The organism is Methylobacterium segetis, assembly GCF_004348265.1.
In the GTDB taxonomy this organism is placed as follows: Bacteria; Pseudomonadota; Alphaproteobacteria; order Rhizobiales; family Beijerinckiaceae; genus Methylobacterium; species Methylobacterium segetis.
On the sequence record NZ_SMNT01000059.1, the window covers coordinates 1 to 22220 of the forward strand.

Annotated in this window: 27 protein-coding genes; 5 read left to right on the forward strand and 22 right to left on the reverse strand. The window is 74.4% G+C overall.

From position 1 onward, the window contains the following. The 11 genes from E1J50_RS15885 to E1J50_RS15935 form a co-directional block, all read right to left on the reverse strand. On the reverse strand, nt 1-2635 hold a 2635-nt coding region (locus E1J50_RS15885), incomplete at its 3' end, for a baseplate multidomain protein megatron (RefSeq protein ID WP_132254817.1). A 33-nt stretch (nt 2636-2668) separates the two neighbouring features. Next, nucleotides 2669-3130, reverse strand: coding sequence for an NlpC/P60 family protein (locus tag E1J50_RS15890; protein ID WP_132254818.1), 462 nt, complete (start codon nt 3128-3130; stop codon nt 2669-2671). A gap of 15 nt (nt 3131-3145) precedes the next feature. Next, the gene (locus tag E1J50_RS15895; RefSeq protein WP_132254819.1) at nt 3146-4057 is read right to left on the reverse strand and encodes a DUF2163 domain-containing protein; all 912 of its coding nucleotides are present in this window, start codon (nt 4055-4057) and stop codon (nt 3146-3148) included. A 13-nt stretch (nt 4058-4070) separates the two neighbouring features. Continuing rightward, a complete protein-coding gene (locus E1J50_RS15900) occupies nt 4071-4712 on the reverse strand; it encodes a DUF2460 domain-containing protein (RefSeq protein WP_132254820.1) in 642 nt (213 codons plus the stop codon). 43 nt (nt 4713-4755) lie between these two features. Continuing rightward, nucleotides 4756-5334 carry a phage tail tape measure protein gene (locus tag E1J50_RS15905; protein ID WP_132254821.1) on the reverse strand — a complete coding sequence of 193 codons (579 nt, stop codon included), beginning with the start codon at nt 5332-5334 and terminating at the stop codon, nt 4756-4758. Between the two features lie 124 nt (nt 5335-5458). Next, nucleotides 5459-5677 carry a phage tail assembly chaperone gene (locus E1J50_RS15910; protein ID WP_132254822.1) on the reverse strand — a complete coding sequence of 73 codons (219 nt, stop codon included), beginning with the start codon at nt 5675-5677 and terminating at the stop codon, nt 5459-5461. After that, the gene (locus E1J50_RS15915; RefSeq protein ID WP_132254823.1) at nt 5614-6015 is read right to left on the reverse strand and encodes a gene transfer agent family protein; all 402 of its coding nucleotides are present in this window, start codon (nt 6013-6015) and stop codon (nt 5614-5616) included. Before E1J50_RS15915 ends, E1J50_RS15910 begins: the two co-directional genes overlap by 64 nt. A gap of 14 nt (nt 6016-6029) precedes the next feature. Continuing rightward, nucleotides 6030-6440, reverse strand: coding sequence for a phage major tail protein, TP901-1 family (locus tag E1J50_RS15920; RefSeq protein WP_132254824.1), 411 nt, complete (start codon nt 6438-6440; stop codon nt 6030-6032). A gap of 22 nt (nt 6441-6462) precedes the next feature. After that, nucleotides 6463-6870, reverse strand: a complete 408-nt coding sequence (gp17, locus tag E1J50_RS15925; protein WP_245516601.1) for a tail completion protein gp17 — start codon at nt 6868-6870, stop codon at nt 6463-6465. Further along, entirely contained in the window at nt 6867-7253 is a 387-nt protein-coding gene (locus E1J50_RS15930) for a head-tail adaptor protein (protein ID WP_245516602.1), read from the reverse strand. Before E1J50_RS15930 ends, gp17 begins: the two co-directional genes overlap by 4 nt. 15 nt (nt 7254-7268) lie before the next feature. Next, a complete protein-coding gene (locus tag E1J50_RS15935) occupies nt 7269-7850 on the reverse strand; it encodes a head-tail connector protein (protein WP_132254825.1) in 582 nt (193 codons plus the stop codon). Between E1J50_RS15935 and E1J50_RS15940 the strand changes: the two genes are divergently transcribed. Together E1J50_RS15940 and E1J50_RS15945 are read left to right on the forward strand one after the other, a co-directional pair. Beyond that, a complete protein-coding gene (locus E1J50_RS15940; protein WP_132254826.1) occupies nt 7849-8649 on the forward strand; it encodes a S1 family peptidase in 801 nt (266 codons plus the stop codon). The genes E1J50_RS15935 and E1J50_RS15940 overlap by 2 nt on opposite strands. 169 nt (nt 8650-8818) lie before the next feature. After that, on the forward strand, nt 8819-9031 hold the full coding sequence (locus E1J50_RS15945; protein ID WP_132254827.1) for a DUF4287 domain-containing protein: 213 nt from the start codon (nt 8819-8821) through the stop codon (nt 9029-9031). 257 nt (nt 9032-9288) lie between these two features. On the opposite strand, the gene E1J50_RS15950 is transcribed toward E1J50_RS15945, so the two are convergent. Continuing rightward, nucleotides 9289-9528 carry a hypothetical protein gene (locus E1J50_RS15950; protein ID WP_132254828.1) on the reverse strand — a complete coding sequence of 80 codons (240 nt, stop codon included), beginning with the start codon at nt 9526-9528 and terminating at the stop codon, nt 9289-9291. Nucleotides 9529-10423: 895 nt separating this feature from the next. On the opposite strand from E1J50_RS15950, the gene E1J50_RS15955 reads away from it, so the two are divergent. Next, nucleotides 10424-11296 carry a S1 family peptidase gene (locus E1J50_RS15955; RefSeq protein ID WP_132254829.1) on the forward strand — a complete coding sequence of 291 codons (873 nt, stop codon included), beginning with the start codon at nt 10424-10426 and terminating at the stop codon, nt 11294-11296. Between the two features lie 19 nt (nt 11297-11315). On the opposite strand, the gene E1J50_RS15960 is transcribed toward E1J50_RS15955, so the two are convergent. From E1J50_RS15960 to E1J50_RS15995, 8 genes are all read right to left on the reverse strand, one after another. Continuing rightward, on the reverse strand, nt 11316-11561 hold the full coding sequence (locus E1J50_RS15960; protein ID WP_132254830.1) for a hypothetical protein: 246 nt from the start codon (nt 11559-11561) through the stop codon (nt 11316-11318). A gap of 11 nt (nt 11562-11572) precedes the next feature. Next, nucleotides 11573-12661 (reverse strand): chymotrypsin family serine protease, encoded by a 1089-nt coding sequence (locus E1J50_RS15965; RefSeq protein ID WP_132254831.1) that lies wholly within the window; start codon nt 12659-12661, stop codon nt 11573-11575. A 216-nt stretch (nt 12662-12877) separates the two neighbouring features. Then, nucleotides 12878-14149: a phage major capsid protein gene (locus tag E1J50_RS15970; protein ID WP_132254832.1), complete on the reverse strand. Its 1272-nt coding sequence runs from the start codon at nt 14147-14149 to the stop codon at nt 12878-12880. 29 nt (nt 14150-14178) lie between these two features. After that, nucleotides 14179-14715, reverse strand: coding sequence for an HK97 family phage prohead protease (locus E1J50_RS15975; RefSeq protein ID WP_132254833.1), 537 nt, complete (start codon nt 14713-14715; stop codon nt 14179-14181). Nucleotides 14716-14901: 186 nt separating this feature from the next. Beyond that, nucleotides 14902-16065 carry a phage portal protein gene (locus tag E1J50_RS15980; protein ID WP_132254834.1) on the reverse strand — a complete coding sequence of 388 codons (1164 nt, stop codon included), beginning with the start codon at nt 16063-16065 and terminating at the stop codon, nt 14902-14904. A 169-nt stretch (nt 16066-16234) separates the two neighbouring features. Next, nucleotides 16235-17548, reverse strand: a complete 1314-nt coding sequence (locus E1J50_RS15985) for a DNA-packaging protein (protein WP_132254835.1) — start codon at nt 17546-17548, stop codon at nt 16235-16237. After that, a complete protein-coding gene (locus tag E1J50_RS15990) occupies nt 17466-18260 on the reverse strand; it encodes a hypothetical protein (protein WP_132254836.1) in 795 nt (264 codons plus the stop codon). Before E1J50_RS15990 ends, E1J50_RS15985 begins: the two co-directional genes overlap by 83 nt. A gap of 138 nt (nt 18261-18398) precedes the next feature. Then, nucleotides 18399-18650: a hypothetical protein gene (locus E1J50_RS15995; RefSeq protein ID WP_132254837.1), complete on the reverse strand. Its 252-nt coding sequence runs from the start codon at nt 18648-18650 to the stop codon at nt 18399-18401. A gap of 169 nt (nt 18651-18819) precedes the next feature. On the opposite strand from E1J50_RS15995, the gene E1J50_RS16000 reads away from it, so the two are divergent. Together E1J50_RS16000 and E1J50_RS16005 are read left to right on the forward strand one after the other, a co-directional pair. Beyond that, nucleotides 18820-19863, forward strand: coding sequence for a sensor histidine kinase (locus E1J50_RS16000; protein ID WP_132254838.1), 1044 nt, complete (start codon nt 18820-18822; stop codon nt 19861-19863). Nucleotides 19864-19939: 76 nt separating this feature from the next. Next, nucleotides 19940-20362, forward strand: a complete 423-nt coding sequence (locus tag E1J50_RS16005; RefSeq protein WP_132254839.1) for a SufE family protein — start codon at nt 19940-19942, stop codon at nt 20360-20362. Nucleotides 20363-20402: 40 nt separating this feature from the next. On the opposite strand, the gene E1J50_RS16010 is transcribed toward E1J50_RS16005, so the two are convergent. Further along, nucleotides 20403-20672: a hypothetical protein gene (locus tag E1J50_RS16010; RefSeq protein WP_405029829.1), complete on the reverse strand. Its 270-nt coding sequence runs from the start codon at nt 20670-20672 to the stop codon at nt 20403-20405. Nucleotides 20673-20722: 50 nt separating this feature from the next. Beyond that, nucleotides 20723-22219 (reverse strand): carboxypeptidase M32, encoded by a 1497-nt coding sequence (locus E1J50_RS16015; RefSeq protein ID WP_132254840.1) that lies wholly within the window; start codon nt 22217-22219, stop codon nt 20723-20725. Nucleotide 22220 lies beyond the last annotated feature (1 nt).

The following is a 22220-nucleotide window of genomic DNA, read 5'->3' on the forward strand; positions in this document are numbered from 1 at the left end:
CGGCGGGCGCGGCGGCGGGCGCGGCGGCGGCCGCGGCGCGGCGGTATTCGGGGCTCTCCGCGTCGGTGAAGCCGATCTCGATGCGGGCGGGCAGCGCGCCGTCCTCGGCCCGCACCCGCCGCAAGGGCGCCTCGTCGCCGGTGCGCACGAGGTCGTCGGCGGACATTGTCTCGGCGGCCTCGCGGCGGGGGCCGCGCACGCGCAAGGTCCCCGCGACCGCCGAGACGTCGAGGCCGTAGAGCTGCGCCAGCGGCTCCAGGGCCGCGCGGGCGGAGAGCGCCCGGTCGATCACGTAGCCGTCGAGATGGGCCGAGGCCGCGATGTCGAGGGGCGCGGCGATGCCGAGATCGGCGAGGATCGCGGGGATCAGCCGGTCGAGGTCGAGCCCTTCGACGCGCCCCGTGATCCAGTGGCCGAGGACCCAGTTCGGCGCGTCGGCCCAGAGGGTCGCGTAGTCCGGGAAGGCCGGGAAGGGCCGCGCGTCCCAGGCCCAGACGAAGATCGCCCCCGGCGGCACCATCGGCCCGCCATAGACCGGCGAGACCGGGTTGTGGGCGGGATCGAAGCCCGGCACGGCCGCGTCGAACCGGCCGAGGATCGCCTCGAGGCCGCGGGCCTGGATCAGGTCGTCGCGGGCGCCGCTCGAATGGGGTGGGGCCGCGTTCTCGGCCGATTTCGGGTCGGGGAAGACGTTCGGCCCGTTCGTGCCCTTGTCGACCGCCGGCACCCCGATCTCGGTGAGCCAGATCGGCTTGCTCCGCGGCCGCCACGCGGTCGTGCGGGTCTCGACCCCGCCGTCGCGCTCCACATGCGGGTTCGACCACCACGCGACGAGGTCCTTCGCCCGGTAGATCCAGGGCTTTCCGGCGGCGCCGTCGGTGATCGGGGTGCGCGCCTGCGCCTGCCGCGCCGCCTCGTCCGCGTAGTACCAGTCGAAGGCCTCGCCCGCGCCGAGGCGGCGGCGCAGATAGGCGCGGTCGTAGATGTCGGGCGCCTCGGCGAGGTCGGCGTGGCCCGGCCCGTCGCGCCAGTCGGACAGGGGCGGGTAGAAGTCGATGCCGACGGCGTCGAGGCTCGGGTCGGAGAAGAGCGCGTCGAGGGGGAAGCGGACGCTGGCGCCCCCTTCGCGGACATGGGCGCCGTACTCGGTCCAGTCCGCCGCGTAGACGAGGGCGGCGCCCGGCAGGCGCGGGCGCACGGTCCGGGCGAGGTCGCGCAGGGCCTCGACGGCGGGGTAGCGCGCGGCCTCGCCCCGCACGCGGGTGAGGCCGACGAATTCGCTGCCGAGGATGAAGCCCGAGATCGGCACGCCGCCCGCCGCCCAGAAGGCGGCGAGGTCCGCGTAGTGCAGCACCATGCGGCGGTAGCCGGACGGCCCGTCGAAGAAGGCGGCGACCTGCGCGGCCGCCGCCGCCGTCCCGTCCGGGCTGCCCGCGACGCCCGGCGCCGGGTCGCAGGTGATGCGCCCGCGCCAGGGATAGGCCGGCTGGTGCGAGGCACCCGGATCGCGCGGGTCCGGCAGGGCGTTTCCGGCCGGCACGTCCATCATCAGGAACGGGTAGAGCACGACCTTCAGCCCGCGGCGGACGAGCTCCGCGACGAGGCGCCCGAGCCCGGCATCGGACGGGGTGCCGCCATAGGCCGGGCCGCCGTCCGGCCCCCGCGAGACGATGCGGGCGGTGCCCCGGCCGGAGCCCGCCACGCTCCACTCCGCGCCGATCGTGCGCCTCGTCCCGTCCTCGACCCGCGGCGCCACGGTGCAATGCCCGGCCCGGAGATCGTCCCCGAACCAGGAGACCACCACCGAAACCCGTTCGAGGCGCGGGCAGAGCGCCTGCAGGGCGTCGAGGGAGGCCAGCACGTCGGTCGCCCCCTGGAGCTGGACGCGGTTGGCGGCCCGGCTCGCGCCGAGGCCGAGATCCTCCGTGACGGGCAGCGGGTCGAGCCCGGATTCGGTGGCGCCGGGGATCAGGTTGACGGCCCGGATCAGGCGGCCCAGCCCCGCCACCGGCCGCACCACCTCGAAGGCGAGCTGCGGGATGCGGTTGCCGTAGGCGGCGAGCGGCATCGCCTCGAACACGACGTAGGCGAGGCCGCGATAGGCGGGGGCGTTCTCCGCGCCCTCCTTCGCGACGATCAGCGGGTCCGGCGCCTGGTCGGCGCGGCCGGTATGGACGCGGTGGGTGAGGGTCGTGAGGTCGACCTCCTGCCCGTTCGCCCAGACCCGGCGCACCAGCGCGATCTCGCCCTCGCAGAGGCCGACCGCGAGATTGGCCGAGTAGGCGTAGGTGGTGCGCAGGGTCTTGCCGCCGCCGCCGCCCTTGGCGCCGGAGCCGCCGCGCTCCACGCTCTTCGTCGCGACCTCAAGGGGCCGCGTCGCCCAGATCAGCGTGCCGCCGATGCGGGCGCGGCCGTAGACCCTGGGCACCGGGTCGCCCTCCGTCGAGGACAGGCCCGCGAGATCGGCGAGCCGCGGCCCCTCGACCTGACGCGGGCCGGAGCCCGGCCCGAGCAGCGCCCCGTCGATCGCCCCGCCGGCCGCGGCCCCGACCACCCGCCCGATCAGCCCGCCCACGGGGCCGCCGAGCGCGGTGCCGAGCGCGGCGCCCGCCGTGGACAGGATCAGCGTCGCCATGGCGGGCTCCGGAAGGACGATTCGTCTCAGGTGTCAGGGATCGCCGGTTCGGCTCTCGGGCGCCTCCGGGAACCGGAAGGCGTGCGCGAGGTGGCGCCGCCACCAGCGGGTGAGCGCCACCTCCGCCACGGCTGCCCCGTCATGGGCGTGGATCATGGAGCCCCGCCCCGTGGCGATGGCGCAGTGGCGGGCGGGCAGGTGCGCCCGGAAGGCGAAGAGCAGGAGATCGCCGGGGGCGGGCTCGTAGCCGGGGCCGATCGGCACCGGGAGGAGGTGGCGGGCGGCCGCCTCCGCCAGCGGGTCGGTGCCGGGGGCGGCCGATTCCGCCCAGGAGGCCGCGTAGGGCGGGGCGGCCTCCGGCTCGGGGCCGAGGCATTCCCGCCAGACGCCCCGCACGAGGCCGAGGCAGTCGCAGGCGACTCCTCTGAGCGAGGCCTGATGCCGGTAGGGCGTGCCGATCCAGCCGCGCGCCGCGGCGACCACCGCGTCCCTCATGATCAACCCTCCCCCTCAGCCGGCGCGGAACAGGCTGCCGCCGTCGAGCGGGGGGCCGGCGGCTTGGCCGGTCCCCTGGCCCCCGGCCTGGCGCAGCACGAAGTCGTTGCCCGGCAGGTGCGGGAAGCCGCGGAAGTTCGGGGCGTTCCGGTAGCGCCCGGCGCAGGTGGCGAGGCGCTTGTCGCAGCCCGGGATCAGCGTGAAGGCATCACCCGCCGCGACCGCGCGGGCCGGCACCTCCCGCAGGTCGAGCCGCGTGCCGGCGCGCCCCGCGACCTGGGCCCGGATGTCGGCGGAGAGCCCGGCATTGGCGCCCCCCGTCCAGGCGAGGCGCCCGCCCGGGAAAGCGGCGTCCGGGAGGAGGCCGGAGAGGCTCACGAGGAGGCTGCCCCGCTCCGGCTCGCCGATCACCCGGCCCGCGATCCGCAAGGGGCCGAGATCGACGCCGCAGCGGGCGTCGCCGAGGTCCGCGTCGCAGGTGGCGCGGAAGCTGCGGCCGCGCTCGGCGTCGAGGCGCTCCATCAGGCCGCGGAGTTCTGCCACGAAGGCGTCGCCCGCCCGCCGGATCTCGCCGAGGCTGGCGACGTCGAGGAGGAGGCGCGCCTCGGGCTCCGCCCAGTCGACGAGCCAGGTCTCGACGGCGGCCCCGTCGTAGAGCCCGGCGGCGATGTCGGCCTCGGTGAGGCCGAGCGCGGTGAGCGCCCCGGAGACGTCCCCGCCGGAGACCGCGAAGCCGAGCTCGGCGCTGGCCTCCGCCGCCGCGAGGCCGGTTCGGGCGGCGTGCACGAGCCCGCCGAGGGTGAGGTCGCGGTCGTGGTCGGTGAAGCCGAGGCGCAGGCCGTCGCGGCGCGTCAGCGACCAGCAATGGCAGAGGGTCGTCGCGCCCGCGGCGAGGCGCGCGGCGAGGGCGGGGGGGAGGTCGCGCATCGGCCGTCTCCGCTCAGGGCACGATCTCGACGAGGGGGACCTTCGGGATCTCGCCCGCCGTGAAGGCTTCGAGGTCGACCGTGAGGTCGTCGGTGTCGAAGCGGACGGGCACGTCGAACTCGAAGCCCGCGGTGACGGGAGCGCCCGCGGGCGGGGCGGCCCCGCTCGCGAAGGTGAGGAGGCCCGTCGTCGCGTCGCAGGCGAAGCGTCCCCGCGCCACCTCGAGGCCGGCCACCGCCACCCGCACAGTCTCGGCCACGGGCTTGGCGATGGCGCGCCGGTAGGGCAGCGGGCCGCCGCCGTAGGTCTTGGCCAGGGCGAAGGTGCGGGTCGCCCCGTCGCCGGTGCCGAGGGGCTGGTCGGTCGGCCCGATCGCCCGGCCGGGCGGTCCCGAGCGGAAATCGACCCGGTCGCGGTAGCGGAAGCCGTAGAGGCGCCCGCGCCGCTCCTCGAAGAAGCTCACGACCGCGTGCAGCGCGTCGAGGCTGCGGATGCCGAAGCCGGCATCGTAGCGGCGCCGGGAATCCGCCCAGCGGCTGTTGCGGTGCTCGCGGCCCGAGGCCAGCGTCACGATCTCGGTGAGCCGGCTCGGGCCGCCGCTGCCGCGCAGGGAGACGTCGAGGGGAAAGCGCACCTCGTGGAAATCGGCGGGCATGGGGACGCTCCGTGTCGCGGGACGGGTCCGGGCGGATGCGGGCTCACAGGGCGCGCCGCCCGCGGGCGACGGCGCGGGCGAGCTGGGCGGCGACCTGCGCCTCGGAGCGCTGGAAGCCCGCGACGTCGGGCGTCGCGATGTTGACGGTGATCGCGACGGGCCGCTGGCCCGCGCCGGCCGCGACGCCGAGGCGCCCGTCGCTGCCGCGCCTCAGCGGCAGGATCGCCTCTGGCCCCGCCTCGCCCATCAGCCCGGTGCCGTCGCGCATCGGGAAGTACGTGGGCGCGGCGACCACGCCGCCGCCCGCGAAGGGCCGGACCCGGCCCGCGGAGAGGACGCCGCCGCGGGCGAAGGCCGCCTCGCCCCCGAGGGAGGGCGTGCCGAGGAGGCCGTTCACGAGGCCGGTGATGCCCTGCTTCACCGGGTTCAGCGCCGCCTTGACGGCGAGGCCGGCGAGCTTCGCGGACAGCGAGCCGAGCAGGCTGTCGAGCTGGCGCCCCGTCCCGAGATTGCGGGCGAGCGCGTTCGAGAGGCTCTGCCCGAATTTCTGGGCGAGCCGGTCGAGGGCGTCGAGCTGCTTGACGCGGGCCGCGTTGGCGCGGTCGAGGTCGGTCTCGGTCATGGGGCGGCTCCGGGCGCGGTCTGCGGGCTTCGAGGGTCGAGCGCGGGTCCCCTCGCCCGTCCGGGAGAGGGGGCGCCTCGCGTCTCGGGCCGCGGCGCCTCGGCGGGGTGATGCGGGGCGCGCCTCAGGCCCCGTCCGGAAACGCCGCGAGGAGGCGCGCGAGGTCGGCGCGGCGGGCCGCCTCGGGGGCGCGCGCGGCGCCGGCGGCGAGCGCCAGCTCCCGCGGCGTGGCGGACCAGAGGTCCTGCGGGCGCCAGCGCAGGGCGTGGAGCCCGAGCGTCAGCGCGGAATCCCACGGGAAGGCGGGGATGTCTCCCCTCTCTCGGCCTCCCGTGGCGGGCAAGGGTCCGAGGTCGGATCCGACGATGAATCCGGTTCCCCGAAGGCGGCAGCGAGGGCCTCGCCGAGCGCCTCCGTCACCGCCGCGATGCCGCCCGCGAGCGGCAGCCGGGCGACGCCCGCATCGTCGATGTCGTGGCCGCCGCCGCGGAGCGCGGCGCCGAGGAGCGCGATGAGGTCGCGCGCGGCAAGCCGCCCGCCCGCGAAGCGCTCCGCGAGGCCGGCGAGGTCGGGGGCGCCGAGCGCCGTCTCCAGTTCGGCGAGCGCCCCGAGGGTGAGGCAGAGGGTGAGGCGCTCGCCCCCGAGGTCGAGCGGCACCTCGCCGCGGCGGCGGTTCGCCATGCGCGGGCTCATGCTCAGATCGCCGTGAAGCCGATGGCGCCGGCCGATTCCAGCGCCATGTCGAAGGTGACCTCGCCCGCATGGTCGCCGCGGTATTCCAGCGCCGTGACCTGGAAGGGTCCCTCCAGGATGCCGAAGGAGGGCACCACGATCTGGAAGGTCTCGATCAGCCCGTCGAAGAAGAGCTGGCGCAGGCGCAGGTCCGACGCCTCGTCGCGGAACACGCCCGCCCCCGAGATCGCGGCGCGGCGCATGCCGGCGCCCGCGAGCAACTCGCGCCAGCGCCCGGCCGAATCCGCGTTCGTGACGTCGACGGCCTCCGCGTTGAAGGCGATCTGCCGGGCGCGCAGCCCCGCCACGGCGACGAAGCCGCCGCTGCCGTTGCCGGCCTTGATGAGGAGGTCCTTGCCTTTCTGGGCGGTCATCGGGGGCTCCGGTCGCGAGGGTTCAGGCCGCCTCGGTGACGGCGTCGAGGATCAGGACGCAGCGCGCTTCGCCGCTCGCCTCGTCGCGGGTGGCCTTGAGCGCCTGCACCCGGCAGGTCACGAGGGCGTGGCCGGCGGGGGCGAGACCGCCCTCGCTCAGGAGCGCGGCGATGCGCTCGGCCGCGTCGAGGCCGGTGCGGGCGGAGCCGGGCTTGGCGAAGACGACGAGGGCGTGGCTGTGGGCGTGGCGGGCCGCGCCGTCGACGGAGGCGTCGCGGATCTCGGCATCGCCGAACATCGCGTAGACGGGCGCGGCACCCCGCGGCGGCTCGTCGTGGAGGCGCAGGCGCCCGCCCATCAGGCCGATCAGCGTCGCGTCGGCGGCAAGCCGCGCGAGGATCGCCGCGCGCAGGGCGAGGAGCGGGCTCACGGCGTCTCCTCCGGCACTTCCTCGACGCGGCAGACGAGGTCGCCGCCCGGCGGCCCGGCGGGCGCGAGGCTGCGGATGACGAAGCGGCGCGGGCCGGCGCAGAGGCGCATCGCGGGCGCGAGGCCGCTGCGCGCGCGCAGGGTGATGCGGTGGGTGGCGACCGGATCGCCGCGGCCGCCGCGCAGGCGCGTGCGCTCCGCCTCGCCCACGGGCTCGATCGCCCCCCACAGGACCGGGCCGGAGACGTAGCGGCGGAGTACCCCGCCGAACCCGTCCGGGTCCTCGACCGGGCGTTCGAGCACGAAGCGGCGGCGGCGCGCCCCGAGGGCGGGCCGTGCGGAGGGACGCGTCATGGAGGAGCGCGTCATGAAGGGGCGGGTCATGGCGGCGACTCGCGGTCAGAGGGTCAGGCGGCGATAGGGCGCGACGAGGGCGGCGGCGTCGGGCGGCAGGCCGCCGGCCGGCTCGTCGCCGCGATGCTCGAACCAGAGCGCCGCGAGGCGGCGGATCGCGAGCAGGATCGGTGGCGGCACCGGCGGCCCGGCCCCGCCATGCCCGGCCCCGAGCTCGAGCGCGAGGCTGCGGCCGAGGAGCGGCGGCGGGCTGCCCTCGACGAGGAGGACCGGCGCCTCGACGCGGTCCGGCCCGAGGCGCAGCAGCCCAACCGGGAGCGCGGTCGCGGTGCCGTCCCGGGCCAGCAGGTTCGCCGCCTCGATCGCGACGACGGGGGCGAGGGGCAGGGTGAGCCCGCCCTCCGACGGCCAGGCGGGGAGGACGAGGCGGAAGCGGCCGGGCACGAGGATGCGGCGCGTCTCCGCCTCAATCCGCGCGCGGGCGGCCGCGAGGAGGGCGGCAACGAGCCCGTCCTCCGCTGTGTCGTCCGGGTCGAGGCGCAGGTCGAGCCGCATCTCGGCGAGGCTCACCGGCTCGACGGCGGGTCCGTCGAGCCGTATCGGAGGCGTCGGGAGGGCAGGGCTCATGGATCCAATCTCCGGCCGGGCGCGGCCGATCGGGCGGCGTGCGCGGGGCTTGCGTGTCGGTGCGCGCGGGCTCGGGGCGCGTCTGGGCTCTGCCGCGCTCGCCCTCGGGGCGCTCGCAGGGCCGGCCGGCGCGGTGGTGGGAGGCCGCGAGGCGCCGGAGGGCGCCTCCGGCAGCGTCATGGTCCTGTCCTCGGACGGGGGCGTCTGCAGCGCCGTGGTGCTCGCCCCCGACACGGTGCTGACGGCGGCCCATTGCGCGGCGGGCCGGGCCGAGCACCGGGTGCATTACCGGGAGGGGGCCGAGCCGGTGCTCGTCGAGGTCGCGGGCCGCGCGGTGCATCCGGGCTACGATGCCGGCGCCATCGCGGGGCGGCGCCGCTCGATCGACCTCGCGCTCCTGCGCACCGCGACCCCGCTGCCCGCGCGCTTCGCGCCCGCGCGCCTCGCCGCGGACGGGCCGCGGGCGGGGGAGAGCCTCGTCCTGTCGGGCTACGGCGTCGCGCGGGCCGGCGAGGCGCGCACGACCGGCACCTTCCGCAGCGCGAGCCTGCCCGTGGTGGAACCCTACGGCCCGAGCCGCATCCTGGTCTGGCTGAAGCCCGCCGCCGGCCCGGCCGGCGCCTGCCAGGGCGATTCCGGTGGCCCGATCGCCCGCGGCGACGGCGCCATCGTCGCCGTCACGGCCTGGGTCGGAGGCGGCCCCTGCGGCGCGATCTCACAGGGCGTCCTTCTCGGCCCGCAACGGGACTGGCTCGACCGCACCCTGCAGGGCTGGGGGCGGCGGGCCGTGTGGGAGTGAGGGGCCTAGGGGACGGAATCCGACGCCTGGGACTCACGCGCGCGGGGCTGCTTTCGACCCTGGGCTGGCATTGGCGCGAAGTCCGCATCGCCCGGCAAGGTCCCGTTGCGGTGAGAGGTTCGTGCGTCCAAACTGCCGTCAGCCACAATCATCCGGAGCCCGTCGCGCAGTGTCTGCCGAACCGACCAAGGGGCCAGCCTCGTATTTTCCATCGATCGAGAAAAAATACGGTCGGCCCATTCGTGAGTGGCAGCAACTTGTCCGTGAAAGGCTTCCGGCCAAGCACATGGAATTGGTCGCGATGTTGAAGAGCGATCACGGGATGGGTCATGGACACGCCAACGCGATCGTGGCGCACGTCCTGGCAGCAGAGAAGACGTGACGGTTCTTCGCTGCCCATCGCTCGGGCCGCTCATCACCTCGAGCGGACCTTCCGTTGAACGAAGCCGGCAACCTCAAGCGCGACGGTCAAACCGGAGGCCAGAATCCTGGCCCACGGCCCCGGTTCGGGACCCTGTGTGTGGACAGATGTCGACCGCTTGGAAGTGGAGACGATCCACCCGCTCGATTTGTTCGCTGGGCCTGAAACGAAAAGCCCCGCCGAAGCGGGGCTGAATCCACGATGCCGTCTACGGCGCCTCAGGCGGCCAAGTCGCAATCGGCGTCGTCCGGCAGATCGACCCCATCCGGGTCGAACACGAGGGCGAGTTCGTCAGAGCCGTCCCACGCCTCCCACGCCTCTTGCGAAAGCTGGTCGACGAGCGTGTTCCGGCCGGATGCGTAGAAGGCGGCCGCGTGAGCGGCGCCAGCCTCGAGGGCGGCCGTCATCTCGTCACGGACTTCGACGGCCTTGGAGGTCCCCGCCACACTCGTCGACATCTCACGGTTCCTTGCACAAGTAGGCCGCGCGAACGCGGGCAGGGCGTAGCCGTGCCTTTGGTATCTGGCAGGTTCAACGGGGTCCTTGATCAGAACCCGTCGGCACGCGAGGTGCTTGGCGTATTCTTCGGTGCAGGCCGGGAACGGCAGCAGGACCCCGCCACGCAGGTAGTCTGGCGCAAACGATCATTCAAATCAATTCAGCGTCAGGTGCTTCTGACCATCCGCAGGTTTGCCCAGTGCCAGCCCCCGGGAGGACGAGTTCTCCCTCGATTCGTTGCCAGATCGCGAGGTCGAAGAAGGATGGGATCGGTAGAAACTTCCTGTGCAGCGTCTCCCAGCTCTCAGAAAATCCGCGATGTGTCTGATCTGAGTAGTGCTTCGGCCATTCGAGGCGGGCACAATCCGTCGCGCCCTTGTCGATGGAACCGAAGACGACGCCGTTCCAGGACGAGGCGTGCTGGGAGCGCCTGATCTTGACCAGAAAACTCTCGGCGACAGCTTCCCGCGAGGCCGTGCGGAGGGCGTAATATTTCGCGTGCTTCGGGGTTATGACCATGGGGACGAGCAGGACGGGCCGGGTCGAGTCAGTCTGGTCGGGCGGATACGCGGGAAGCAAACGGAAAATAATAACCTCAGGTTGATTTTTTTTGCAGTCTCGGAGGCTTGGGCTCCGTGCCGTGCCTCGCCTCCGCCTTCACGCCCTCCGCAGCGCCCGCTTGGTGCATCCGCGGGCCGACCCGCGCGAGACTCCGCACTCCACCCCGTGGAGGATCCACCTCCACGCCTGACGGCTCCGTGAGGAGGCCGGCGGGAACCGGAGCTTGGCCGGCCCATTGCCTTACGCTACGCTCCATTCGACTGCCGCCTGCACCCGGCCTGCGAGAGAGACCCGATGTTCGCGATCCCCTTCCGCAAGGCCGTCCTCGGCGCCGCGCTGGCGCTGAGCCCCCTCGGGGCATTGCCGGCGCAGGCCGTGATCCAGGGCGAGGTCTCGCGGGACCCGAACGGGCTTCGCGCCTCGGTGGTGCGGATCGAGAGCACGCAGGGCGAGATCTGCTCCGGCACGCTGATCGCGCCCGACCTCGTGCTCACCGCCGCCCATTGCGTGATGCACCGGGCGGGCTACAGCGTCGTGGCGGTCGACCGCGCGTTCCGCCAGCGCCGCATCTCGGCCGTGGCGGCCTCGATGCACCCGGATTTCGTGCCCGGCACGACGCCGGAGGACCAGCCGGGCGTCGACCTCGCCATGATCAAGCTCGCCGAGCCGCTCGGGCCGGACTTCCAGCCCCTCGACCCGCGCGGCGCCGGCTCGATCTCCAAGGGCGATCCGGTCGACATCGCGGGCTTCGGCGTCGTGGCGGAGAACCGCCGCAACACGGCGCGCACGCTGCGCCAGGCGCATCTCGTCTCGATCGGCTCGCTGCAGGTCGCCAACCGCGTCACGGTGGTGACGGACCGGCGCCGCTTCGCCGAGACGGTGGGCGCGGGCGCCTGCCTCGGCGATTCCGGCGGCCCGATCCTGCGGGGCGGCCCCGGCGGCTACCAGATCGTCGGCGTGGTGAGCTGGTCGAGCGGGGCCATGCAGCAGAACACCCGCCAGCGCACCGCCTGCGGCGGCTTCACGGCCGTGACGCCGCTCGGCGAGCACACGGGCTGGATCAGCGCCCGCGCGGCCGAGCTCTCGCAGCTCCAGGCCGGCGAGGCGGCAGCACGCGCCCCCGGCCGCACGGACTGGATGGCGCGGCCCGGCCGGCGGCGGCAATAGCCGGCCTCCGCGGGGCCGGTCAGTAAGCCCTGGCCGGCCCGGTCACCTGGACCTCGACGTCGAACGCGCCGAAATGGTCGGGCAGCTCGGCGGCGGCGTCCGGCGTGTGGACGAAGACCACGAACGCCCATGCCTCGCCGCTCTTGCTGACGCCGAGGCCGGCGGCCCGGTCGGCGTGACCCTCGATATACTGGGCCATGAAGGCGGCCTTGGCCTTCATGGCGGCGGATTTCGAGGCCAGAAGTTTCTCGCGCCGATGATCCATGGCCGGGTCCCTCACTGGCCAGTATAGATATCGAGGTTTAACGAGTCCAAAACAGTCTGGATCGGGTTCGCATAAGTGATGCCACCGCCCTGCGGGCCGCCGGATTCTGTGCCGGCAAAGAGCAGGGCCGCGGGGTGACCCTCCTGCGTGAAGATGAGCGAGCCGCTGTCGCCGCCGCTCGAGAACGCGCCGGCCGATCCGGCGATGGCGAATTGCTGGTCGAAGCGCGCGATCTTCCGCGTCCGGCCCGGCATCCGCACGACGACGTTGTCGACGCCGATCGCCAGGACGGAGCCCTCCGTGTAGCCGGTCGTCCGCCCGACTTTCCGGACCGGCGCTCCGGCCAGAATCAGATCGTCCACGGTCGCAACGCTCCAGTCCGCCCGCAGGCACAGGGGATCGCTGACACGATCGGTCGTGCGGCCCACGCCGTTCGTGAGCGGGGCGAACGCACAATCGACCAAGTTCGCGGCATCCGGGGCGAAGTCAATCGGTACGAAGTCGCGAAGTTCGGCCACGTGCGTGGTCGGCAGGGACCCGCAGCCGCCATCCGCCCGTCCGGGCTGCAGGATGACGTCGCCGCGGGCGCCGGCATTGGTCGCGGCCAGGACATGGTTGTTCGACAGGATGCCGACATCGCCGCTCGTCCGGCACCGGACGAAGCATCCGAGCGTGCCGGCCGTGACGGCAGCGTGCCCGACCGATCCGCCTATCCGCAAAGGACGGCATGTCCCGGCATTCACCGGCGTCTGGCACCGGACGGGCCCGGTGACGATCACCTCGGCCTCGCGCTCGCCGACGATCCCGAGGGCCATCTCGACGATCGCGGAATGGCGCAGGCGCTCGTCCTGGACGAAGATGCCGATCTTGAGGTCGGCCTGCACGCGCGGGCGCCGGAGCAGGCCGAGGGCGATCTGTTCGCTCGCATCGAGGGACCGCCGCCTGCGCGCCGTCAGGATCCGGTCGAAGATCTCGGTTCCGCGGGGCGCGGCGAAGAGCGGCCCGTCGCTCTCCTCCAGCGACGCCGAGGCCACCTCGCGGAAATCGAAGGCCTTCCGGAAAATCTCGGCCTTGGCGTTGATCGCCCCGTCCCGGTTCATGTCGCGCCGTCCCCCCTCGCAAGCCCGGGACATCTAGGGCCGCGTGACGGGAGAGGAGAAGCCGCTGTTCCGGAGAAAACATCGCTCAGGTTATCAAATATCGTGAATGTGACGGAAAGACAGCGAATTCTGCAACTTGAAGGATGATCATCGCGGCCGCCCATCACGGCGCGGATGCGGGATCCCGGCCCCCGCGGGAGCCGGGATCCGCCCGCGTCAGGCGAAGCGCAGGAGCTTGATCGCCTCGTGGTCCTGCACGCCGCCGCCGACGCGCTTCGTGGTGTAGAACAGCACGTAGGGCTTGGCGGAATAGGGGTCGCGCAGGACCCGCAGCCCGGCGCGGTCGACCACGAGGTAGCCGCGGCGGAAATCGCCGAAGGCGAGCGCGTGGCTGCCCGCCGCGATGTCGGGCATCGCCTCCGCCTCCGCCACGGGGAAGCCCAGCAGCGTCGCGGCGGCGCCCGCGGCCAGCGGCGGCTGCCAGAGGTAGTTGCCGTCCGCGTCCCGGAACTTGCGGATCGTGCCCTGCACCCGCCGGTTCATCACGAAGGTGCCGTTCTGGCGGTAGGCGGCGCGCAGGCCGTAGACGAGGTCGAACAGCACGTCGGAGGGGTTGGCGGCCGGGAAGCCCGCCGAGACGCCGGTCGCGACGAAGCCGATCTTGCCCGGCACCCAGGCGGAATTCGCCACCGTGTCGGCGGCGAGGAAGCCCTTCGGGCGGCTGACGCCGTTGCCGCTGACGAAGGCGGTGCCCTCCTGCTCGGCGAAGGCGGTCTCGACCTCGTCGGCGAGCCAGGCGTCGATGTCGACCACCGCGTCGTCGAGGAGCGTCTGGGTCGCGGCGGGCATCGCGTAGAGCTCCATCGCCGGGAAGCTCAGCTCGGACAGGGTCGGCCCGTCGGTCTGCGGGCGCGCCGCCGCCTCGGCGACCCAGCCGGCGGCGGCCGCGCTCTGCGACATCGCCCGCTTGTACTGCCCGGCCGAGATGGTGCGCACGGTGGCGAGCGCCCGGATCGGCGAGAGGGCGGCGAGGCGGCGCAGCACCTCGCGCTCGATCGTGGGCGGCACGAGGTAGCCGCCATCGGGCCCCGAGCCCGCCGAGAGCGCCTTCTCCTCCAGCCGCTTCAGCCCGGCGCTCTCGCCGGCCCGCACGTAGAGGTCGAAGGCCGCCTTGTGCTCGGCCCCGAGCCCGTCGCTCGGGCCGCCGGTCTCGGCCCCGGCCAGCGGCGGCCTCGCGCGCTCCAGGCTGATCCGGTCGAGGCGCGTCCGGGCGGCGTCGAGCGCCGCGTCGATGCGGGCGAGCTTCTCCTCGGTCACGACGTCGGCCGAGAGGCGCCGGTCGATCTCGGCCAGCCGCGTGTCGTTCGTCGCCTTGAAGGATTCGAAGGCGGTGGCGAGGTCGGCGAGCGCCGCCTTGGTCTCGCCGGCGCCGGCCTTGTTCTCCAGGGCGGGGGCGGTCTTCGTCTCGGTCGTGTCGGGGAGGGTCATGCGGCGTCTCGCGGTTGGGAACGGAGGGGTCAGGCCCGCAGGCCCGGCCGCAGCCGGATCGCGGGGGTGGGGTGGGAGCGGGTCTGCAGGCCCGGGCCGCGCCGCGGCGGCGCCAGCCGCCGGGCGAGCGAGCGGATCTCGGCGACGAGCGGCCCGGCATCGCTGCCGGCGATGCGGGCGCCGGGCTGCAGCGGGAAGGTGACGAGGGAGATCTCCCAGAGGTCGATCGACCGCAGATGGCGGTAGCCCGCCCGGTCGGGGGCGGCCCGGAGCGTGCGGAAGCCGATCGAGAGCCCGTCGACCGCGCCCTCCCGCATCAGGGCGTCGATCTCGCGGGCCCGCTGCACGGCGAGGTTGAGCCGGCCCTCGACGCGCAGGCCGCGCGCATCCTCGGCGAGGGCGATCCAGCGCCCGATCGGCTCGGCCGGATCGTGCTGCCAGAGCATGCGCACCCCCGCGGGGCCGCGGGCGCGCAGCGTCTCCGCGAAGGCGCCCGCCGCCACCACGTCGCGCCCGAGATCGGGCACACCGAACAGGCTGGCATAGCCGGCAAAATGGCCGTCCATCGGGGGACCTCGCGGGGAAGGGGTGTGGTCGCCTCTCCCGTTCGGGGAGGGCGCGTGCGCGTCAGCGCACCGGGTGAGGGGTTCGCGTCATCCGGACACGGCGCATCCCTCACCCCAACCCTCTCCCGGACGGGAGAGGGGGCGCGGGGCGCCGCCCGCAGCCGTCCGGCCGCCGCAGGCCCGTCGTCAGCCGCCCGGCCCGTAGCCCACGGCCTCGCGCTTCTCGTCGGGGGTGAGGAAATCCGCCCCCTGCACCCGGCGCCAGAGGGATTCGCGCTCGGGCGCCAGGGCCTCGATCGCGTCGAGGTCGGGCTCCAGGCTCGCCGGGCCGAAGGCGGGTTCCAGCCAGTGGGCGAGGCTCTCGGCGGTGCGCCGCACCAGCGGGATCACGGTCTGGCGGTAGAAGGCGCGGTTGGCCTCGGCGTAGTTGGCGTGGGTGTTGTCGCCGGGCAGGCCGAGGAGGAGCGGCGGCACGCCGAAGGCGAGCGCGATCTCGCGGGCCGCGCCCGCCTTCGCCTCCACGAAATCCATGTCCTTCGGCGAGAGGGCGAGGGGCTTCCAGTCGAGACCCCCTTCGAGGAGCAGCGGGCGCCCGGCATTGCCCGCGCCCTGGTAGTTCGCCTCGAGCTCCCCCTTGAGCCGGCTGAACTGCGCCTCGCTCAAGCTGCCGCCGGGCCCGCCGAAGACGAGGGCGCCGGAGGGCCGCGCCGCGTTGTCGAGGAGCGCCTTGTTCCAGGCGCCGGCCGCGTTGTGGATGTCGAGGGCCACCGCCGCCGCCTCCATCGGCGAGAGCCCGTAATGGTCGTCGAGGGGGTGAAACAGGGTCAGGTGCAGGATCGGCGGCAGCCCCGCGCCGGCCTGGTCGAAATGCAGGCGGCGCCCGCCGACGTCGTAGGCGTAGGCGGCGGGCCAGCCGTCGGGTCCCGGCACCACACGCATCCGGTCGGGCCGCAGCACGTGGATCTCGCGGGGGCGCCCGTCGAGGCTCACCGCCTCGAGGTAGGCGTTCCCCGAGACCATCAGGTGCCCGTAGAGCGCCTCGAGGAGCCGCGCGCCGCCCTGGCGCGGGTTTGGCCGGGCGAGCAGGGCGGTCAGCGGGCGCGCAGCCTCGGCGCTCGGCCCCGTGAGGATCAGCGGCAGCGCGGCCGCGGCCTCGGCGACGAGCCGCACGGCCCGGTGCACCACCGCATTGCGCTGGAAGCCCTCCCGGGCGAGCGCGCCGCCCTCCCGCGCCGTCCAGACGGCGCGCCCGTCCCCGTAGAGGGCGAAGCTCGGCCCCGCGAGGGGCGCGGCCTTCGCGGCCGGCACGTATCCCGCGGCCCGCGCGAGCCGGGCGATGAGGTGGGGCATCGAGGATCCTTGTCGAGGGACGCCGCGGGCTCCCTCTCCCGTCCGGGAGAGGGCGGGGGAGAGGGCGGGGGTGAGGGATGCGGCCTGTCCGGGGAGGTCGCATCCCTCACCCGGTCCGCGTGGCCGCGGACTCAGACCTCCCGGACGGGAGAGGTGGCGCGCGCCTCCCCTACAGGCGCCGGATGCGCGGCTCCGGTGCCGCCCGCAGCAGGAGATGCGTCAGGGCCCAGACGAGGGCGTCGAGGCGGTCCGGCGAGGCGCCGGTGGAGAGGCCGTCCGGGCCGAAATCGCACATCTCGTCCTCGAGCGCCGGCAGCGCGCCCACATGGCGGACGCGCCCTTTCGCGTAGAGCACCGAGACGGGCTCGGCCCGCAGGTACTTGCCCCGGCTCGCCCGCACCGCCGTCACCGGCACGCTCGGGTCGACCTCGCGGAGGACCGCCTCGGCCATCTCGCCGCCCTGGTTCACCTCGACGACGAGGGCGTCGGCCTGGAGCCGGTGGTAGAGGGCGAGCGCCGCCGAGGCCCAGGCCTGGGGCGTCGCCCGCGCCAGGGTCGCGTCGGCCAGCACGTAGGCGTTCGCGCCGAGGGCGCCCGCCGCCACGATCCCGCAGGCATCCGCCCCGGCCCGCGAGGAGGCCGGCGGGTCGACCGCCACCACGATCCGCGCCAGCGCCTCGGGGGCGCAGGCGATGCGGGCCGCCTCCAGCCCGGGCCGGGTCCAGAGGGCGTCCGGCCGGTCCTCGATCAACTCGCCGTCGAGTTCCTGGCGCCCGAGCCGGGTGCCCGCGTAGCGACCCACCACCTCCGCCAGGAAGGCGGGGGCGAGGTTGTCCGCGTTGTCGGCGGTGCGGGCGCGGGTCAGGACCGTGCGCGGATCGGCGATGAGCCGCCGGATCAGCGGGATCGGCCGCGGCGTGGTCGTCACGAGCCCGCGCGGGCGCCGCCCGAGGCGCAGGCCGAATTGCAGCATGTCGTAGGCGGCCTCGCCGTGCCGCCACTTGGCGATCTCGTCCGACCACGCGGCCCCGAATTGCGGCCCGCGCAGCGAATCCGGCTCCTCGGCCGAGAAGGCCAGGGCCACCGCCCCGTTCGGCCATTCGAGCCGCCGCCGCGAGGGGGACCAGCACGGCCGGGAGCCCCGGTCGGGCAGCGCGAGGAGGCCGGAGGGCCCCTCGATCATCACGTCGCGCACATCCGCGACGGTCTCGCCGACGAGCGCGATGCGCCCGACCGGCTCCGACGTGAAGGCGGGATCGCCCATCGCCAGCGCGCTCACCCACTCGGCGCCCGCCCGGGTCTTGCCGCAGCCGCGGCCGCCGATCAGCGCCCAGGTCGTCCAAGCTGCGCGGTCCGGCCCGCAGGGCGGCAGCTGGTCGGCGCGGGCGAGGTGCAGCCAGTCACGGGCCAGGGCCGCGAGGAGGCGGGGCGGCAGGCTCTCCAGGAAGGCCGGCAGAAGCCCGCTCGCCTGCGAAAGCCGCATAGCGGCGCGCGATCTCCGCGCGCAGGGCGGGCAGGTCGAGGGGCGCTCCCTCCCGGCCGGCGGGGACATCCTGCGCGTCGGAGCCCGGTCGGCGCGTGGCATGGCCGTCTCCGTCACGCTGCGGCGGCGCCGCGTCGAGGTCGTCGAGGAGGCGCTTCAGGCCGCCGAGGTCGCGCAGCACCCGCGCGGAATCGGGCAGGCCCGGCTCCTCGCGCAAAGCCGCGTCGAAGCGCACGATCTGGCGGGCGACCTGGGCGTGCAACGCCGCCCGCAGGGCCGGGCCGGCGAAGCCGTCCGCCTCCCGCCGCATCGTCCGGCCCGCGGCGGCGCGGCGGCGCACCGTCAGGCCGTGGGAGCGGAGGAAGCCGCGGGCGGCCCAGCGGCTCGGGGAGAGGGCCGCCTCGAGGTCGCGCGGGTCGATCGTCGGGTTGTGGTAGAGGCGGCCGAGGCTCGCGACCCGCTCCGGCGTCCAGGCCGGTCCGGGCATGTGTCCGCGCGCCTTCGATCCGCTCCCCTTGGATCCCTGCGCATGGGATGCGTGCGCCTGGGATCCGTGCGTCGCGCGCCAGCCGAAGCGGCGGTTCCAGCGCCGCAGGGTGAGCGGAGCGACGCCGATCTCGCCCGCCAGCACCATGAGGCTGCGCCCGGTGCCGCGCACCAGCGCCTCGGCGGCCGCGACACACTCGGGCGGGTATCGGCCGATCCGCGCCATCGTCCCCGCCGTCTCGTCACATTTCTGGAGTGTTCCCGTTTTGTACCCGAGGAGCGCGCCGCTGTCAACCTGAAAAAGCCTAAGACCGGCTTTTATTCCGGACGGCGCGCCGCCCGCGTACGAGGTCGTACCTGCCGCTCAGGCCGAAGGCTCGGAGAGCCGCGCCCGGTGGCGCGCCACCACATCCCGGATGGCAGGGATGAGGCCGCTGCTTGCGGGCCAGGATTCGAGGGCCTCGGCCAGGGCGTCGACCGCCCGGATCTGGGCGCTCAATCCGTCGATGCCCGACAGGTAGTCCCAGATGGCGCGGTCCGCGTGCTCGACGCCGGCGGGGTCGTCGGTCGCCGCGAGGCCGTCGAGGGTCTTCAGGAGGGGGTCCAGGGCTGTCATCCCGCTCCATATGGGGCGGCTCATCGCCCTCGGCGACGGGCGGAGCCGCCGCTCCGGCGATCGTCCCGGTTCCGTGCCGGGGGCCTGCCGGAACGGGGCATGGCTCGGCACGTTGACCGGCGCCTGCATTGCGCACATCAGCGAGGGCAAAGGGCGAATCGGGAGAATCATGGCAGCGGAAACACCAGTGTCCGGGGTGGGCCACGGCCGCTTCGAGGTGGGGGACGCGTTCCGGCGCTTCGCCGATTTCGTCCCGCTGATGATGTGGCGCGCCGATCCTCAGGGTCAGGCGGTCCACCACAACGAATGCTGGCTCGAATTCACCGGGCGCAGCGCCGAGGAGGAGATCGGCGACGGCTGGCGGCGGGGCCTGCATCCGGACGATTTCGCCCGCCACGCCGCCCTCGTCGCGGAGGCCTATTCCGAGCGCCGCCCCTTCACCGTCGAGTTCCGCCTGCGCCGCCACGACGGCTCCTATCGCTGGCTCCTCGAGACCGGCCGCCCGCTGGAGGACGATGCCGGCTTCCACGGCTATCTCGGCTCCTGCTTCGACATCACCGACCGCAAGCACGCCGAGGAGCATATCGAGCAGGCCCTCTCCGAGAAGGAGGCGCTGCTCGCCGAGGTCTACCACCGGGTCCGCAACAACCTGCAGGTGATGGTCAGCCTGATCGGCCTGTACGGCCGGGCCGCGCCGGACCCCTGCCGGGGCAGCTTCGAGGCGCTGGGCCAGCGGGTCCGGGCGATCGCGCTGGTGCAGCAGCACCTGCACGAGGCGCCCCACATCGCCTCGATCGACCTGCGCGACTACCTGCACCGGCTCGCCTCCGGGCTCGGCCAGTTGCGCCGCGCCGGCCGCATCGGCGTCACGGTCGGCGGCAGCGGCACCGGCTTCGTCGAGCCCCGCACCGCCAACGCCCTCGGCATGATCGTCGCCGAGGTGGTGGCCGAGTGCCTCGACGCCACCGCCGAGACGGTGGCCTGCACCATCGCCATCACCATCGACGCGGCGGCCGGCGGCCCGGTGCGGCTCACCGTCGCCTCGGGCGCCGGGGAGGCGGCGGAGGCCGGGCGGCCGGACGTGCCGAAGCTCGGGCCGCGCCTCATCGCCGCCTACGCGGCCCAGGCCGAGATCGCCGTGCGGGGTTCCGCCTCGATGGACGATCCGCTGGAGCTGCAACTGCCCGAGCCGCGGGTCGACGACGCGACCTGAACGCCGCCCGCGATTCGCATCCCCCGGGCGGCGCGCCTATATCCCGCCCGACGCTGAACCCCTCGACCGGCCGCCGATGCTTCCGCCCCTACCGACCATCATCGAGAATTTCGAGTTCCTGGAGGAGTGGGACGACCGCTACGCCTACGTGATCGAGCTCGGCCGCGCGATGCCGCGCCTGAGCCCGGAGCATTGCACGGAGGAGAACCGGGTCCACGGCTGCGAGAGCCAGGTCTGGCTCGAATCGCATCTCGACGAATCCGGCCCCAAGCCGATCCTCGCCCTGGCGGGCGAGAGCGATTCGAGCATCACCCGCGGCCTCGTCGCCCTGATGATCGCGATCTACGCCGACAAGTCTCCGGAGGAGATCGCGGTCACCGACGGGCTCGACGTCTTCCGCCAGCTCGATTTCGGGAACCACATCACCTCGAAGCGGGCCGGGGGCCTGCGCGCCATGAACGAGCGCATCCAGCGCGAGGCCCGCAAGCTCAGCGCCTGACCGGCCCGGCTCTTCCCTCACCGGACCCCTGGGGCCGCCCTCATTTGGGGGCGCAGCCGATGCAGATCCCCTTCTGGATCCGGTCGTCCTCCTTCTGCTGCGGCGTCCGCTCCGTCCGGTCCGTCGCCGTCGTCCCGCCCGCGGCGGCACCCGGCGGCTTCGTCCGGCCGACCGAGGAGGTGTTGGGCGCCGTCACCGTCGAGGCCGGCCCCCCGCCGGTCCCGGTCTCGGCGGGAGCCTGGGCGGCGGCGGGCAGGATCGTCAGGGCGGCCAGCGTCAGGCCGGCGGCGAGGGGGCGCATCGGGGACATCGGGGTTCTCCTTCCCGGCCCCAACGCCGCAGGGCGGCTCAGGTTCGCCCTCAGGCCGTACCGAGGTAGCGCTGCTCCAGATGCCGCCGGAAGGCCGCCGTCCCGAGCGGCGCCCCGGTCGCCTCCTCCAGGATGCCGTCGGTGTCGAGGAGGCTCCCCCTCTCGTGCACCCGCGCCCGCAGCCAGGTCCGCAGGGGCGTGAAGTCGCCCCGTCCGAGAGCCGGGACGAGGTCGTCCTGCGCGGCCTGCGCCGCCTGGAAGAGCTGGGCCGCCGCCATCGCGCCGAGGGTGTAGGTGGGGAAGTAGCCCCAGCTTCCGCCCGGCCAGTGGATGTCCTGCAGGCAGCCGAGCTTGTCGTTCGGAACCTGGAGGCCGAGGAGGTCGCGCATCCCGTCGTTGAAGGCGCCGGGCAGGTCCGCCACCGTAAGGTCGCCCGCGATCATCGCGGTCTCCAGGCCGTAGCGCAGCAGGATATGGGCCGGGTAGGTCATCTCGTCGGCGTCGACCCGGATGAAGCCGGGCTCGACCCGGACGTGCAGCCGGTAGAGGTTCTCCGCGCTCCAGGCCGGCCCCTCCCGTCCGAAGGCGTCGCGCAGGAGCGGGGCGAGGTATCCCGCGAAGGCGCGTGACCGGCAGGCCTGCATCTCGACGATGAGGGACTGGCTCTCGTGCAGGCTCATGCCGCGCGCCTCGCCCACGGGCTGGCCGCGCCACGCCGCCGGGCGGCCCTGCTCGTAGAGGGCGTGGCCTGTCTCGTGCAGCACGCCGAGGAGCGCCCGGGTCACGTCGGCCTCGTCGTAGCGGGTGGTGATGCGCACGTCGTCGGTGGCGCCCCCGCAGAAAGGGTGCAGGCTGACGTCGAGGCGCCCGCGGGTGAAATCGAACCCCACCGCCCCCATCAGCGCGAGCCCCACCTGCCGCTGGCGTTCGACCGGGAAGGGGCCGTCGAGGGGAATCGGCGCCGGCTCCGCCGCCTGCCGGGCCCGCGCCTCGGCGACGAGGCCGGGCAGGAAGTCCCGCAGCTGCGCGAAGAGCGGGTCGATCCGCCCCTGCCGCAGGCCCGGGTCGTACCCGTCGAGGAGGGCGTCGTACGGCGTGAGGCCGAGGCGCTCGCCCTTCGCACGCCCGATCTCCCGCTGCAGGCGCAGCACCTCGGCCAGCGCCGGGGCCAGCGACGCGAAATCCGAATCCTGTCGGGCCTGCCGCCACGTCATCTCCGAGCGCGAGACGGCCCGCGAATTCGCCTCGACGACGTCGCGCGGTACGGAGACGGCGTGCAGGTAGGCGCGCCGCATCTCGCGGAGATTTGCTCGCCGCCAGGGGTCGAGGCCCGTCCCCGCATCCTCGGCCGCGGCGAGGAGGTCGGCGGTCTCGGGCGCCGTCAGGATATCGTGGGCGAGGCCCTTCAGGACGGCGAGCTGGTCGGCCCGCCCCGCGGCCGCGCCGTCCGGCATCAGGGTCTGCGCGTCCCAGCCGAGGATGCCGGAGGCGTCGCCGAGGGCGTGGAGACGCGCGAAGCGCTGCTCGAGGTCGAGGTAGGCCTGCATG

What these genes read in the sequence shown, in the direction of transcription:
- E1J50_RS15890 (WP_132254818.1), bottom strand. Translation starts at nt 3,130, where the DNA reads ATGAGGGACGCGGTGGTCGCCGCGGCGCGCGGCTGGATCGGCACGCCC.
- E1J50_RS15895 (WP_132254819.1), bottom strand. Translation starts at nt 4,057, where the DNA reads ATGCGCGACCTCCCCCCCGCCCTCGCCGCGCGCCTCGCCGCGGGCGCG.
- E1J50_RS15900 (WP_132254820.1), bottom strand. Translation starts at nt 4,712, where the DNA reads ATGCCCGCCGATTTCCACGAGGTGCGCTTTCCCCTCGACGTCTCCCTG.
- E1J50_RS15905 (WP_132254821.1), bottom strand. Translation starts at nt 5,334, where the DNA reads ATGACCGAGACCGACCTCGACCGCGCCAACGCGGCCCGCGTCAAGCAG.
- E1J50_RS15915 (WP_132254823.1), bottom strand. Translation starts at nt 6,015, where the DNA reads ATGGCGAACCGCCGCCGCGGCGAGGTGCCGCTCGACCTCGGGGGCGAG.
- E1J50_RS15920 (WP_132254824.1), bottom strand. Translation starts at nt 6,440, where the DNA reads ATGACCGCCCAGAAAGGCAAGGACCTCCTCATCAAGGCCGGCAACGGC.
- E1J50_RS15930 (WP_245516602.1), bottom strand. Translation starts at nt 7,253, where the DNA reads ATGACCCGCCCCTTCATGACGCGCTCCTCCATGACGCGTCCCTCCGCA.
- E1J50_RS15940 (WP_132254826.1), top strand. Translation starts at nt 7,849, where the DNA reads ATGGATCCAATCTCCGGCCGGGCGCGGCCGATCGGGCGGCGTGCGCGG.
- E1J50_RS15935 (WP_132254825.1), bottom strand. Translation starts at nt 7,850, where the DNA reads ATGAGCCCTGCCCTCCCGACGCCTCCGATACGGCTCGACGGACCCGCC.
- E1J50_RS15950 (WP_132254828.1), bottom strand. Translation starts at nt 9,528, where the DNA reads ATGTCGACGAGTGTGGCGGGGACCTCCAAGGCCGTCGAAGTCCGTGAC.
- E1J50_RS15955 (WP_132254829.1), top strand. Translation starts at nt 10,424, where the DNA reads ATGTTCGCGATCCCCTTCCGCAAGGCCGTCCTCGGCGCCGCGCTGGCG.
- E1J50_RS15960 (WP_132254830.1), bottom strand. Translation starts at nt 11,561, where the DNA reads ATGGATCATCGGCGCGAGAAACTTCTGGCCTCGAAATCCGCCGCCATG.
- E1J50_RS15965 (WP_132254831.1), bottom strand. Translation starts at nt 12,661, where the DNA reads ATGAACCGGGACGGGGCGATCAACGCCAAGGCCGAGATTTTCCGGAAG.
- E1J50_RS15970 (WP_132254832.1), bottom strand. Translation starts at nt 14,149, where the DNA reads ATGACCCTCCCCGACACGACCGAGACGAAGACCGCCCCCGCCCTGGAG.
- E1J50_RS15975 (WP_132254833.1), bottom strand. Translation starts at nt 14,715, where the DNA reads ATGGACGGCCATTTTGCCGGCTATGCCAGCCTGTTCGGTGTGCCCGAT.
- E1J50_RS15980 (WP_132254834.1), bottom strand. Translation starts at nt 16,065, where the DNA reads ATGCCCCACCTCATCGCCCGGCTCGCGCGGGCCGCGGGATACGTGCCG.
- E1J50_RS15985 (WP_132254835.1), bottom strand. Translation starts at nt 17,548, where the DNA reads ATGCGGCTTTCGCAGGCGAGCGGGCTTCTGCCGGCCTTCCTGGAGAGC.
- E1J50_RS15990 (WP_132254836.1), bottom strand. Translation starts at nt 18,260, where the DNA reads ATGGCGCGGATCGGCCGATACCCGCCCGAGTGTGTCGCGGCCGCCGAG.
- E1J50_RS15995 (WP_132254837.1), bottom strand. Translation starts at nt 18,650, where the DNA reads ATGACAGCCCTGGACCCCCTCCTGAAGACCCTCGACGGCCTCGCGGCG.
- E1J50_RS16000 (WP_132254838.1), top strand. Translation starts at nt 18,820, where the DNA reads ATGGCAGCGGAAACACCAGTGTCCGGGGTGGGCCACGGCCGCTTCGAG.
- E1J50_RS16005 (WP_132254839.1), top strand. Translation starts at nt 19,940, where the DNA reads ATGCTTCCGCCCCTACCGACCATCATCGAGAATTTCGAGTTCCTGGAG.
- E1J50_RS16010 (WP_405029829.1), bottom strand. Translation starts at nt 20,672, where the DNA reads ATGTCCCCGATGCGCCCCCTCGCCGCCGGCCTGACGCTGGCCGCCCTG.
- E1J50_RS16015 (WP_132254840.1), bottom strand. Translation starts at nt 22,219, where the DNA reads ATGCAGGCCTACCTCGACCTCGAGCAGCGCTTCGCGCGTCTCCACGCC.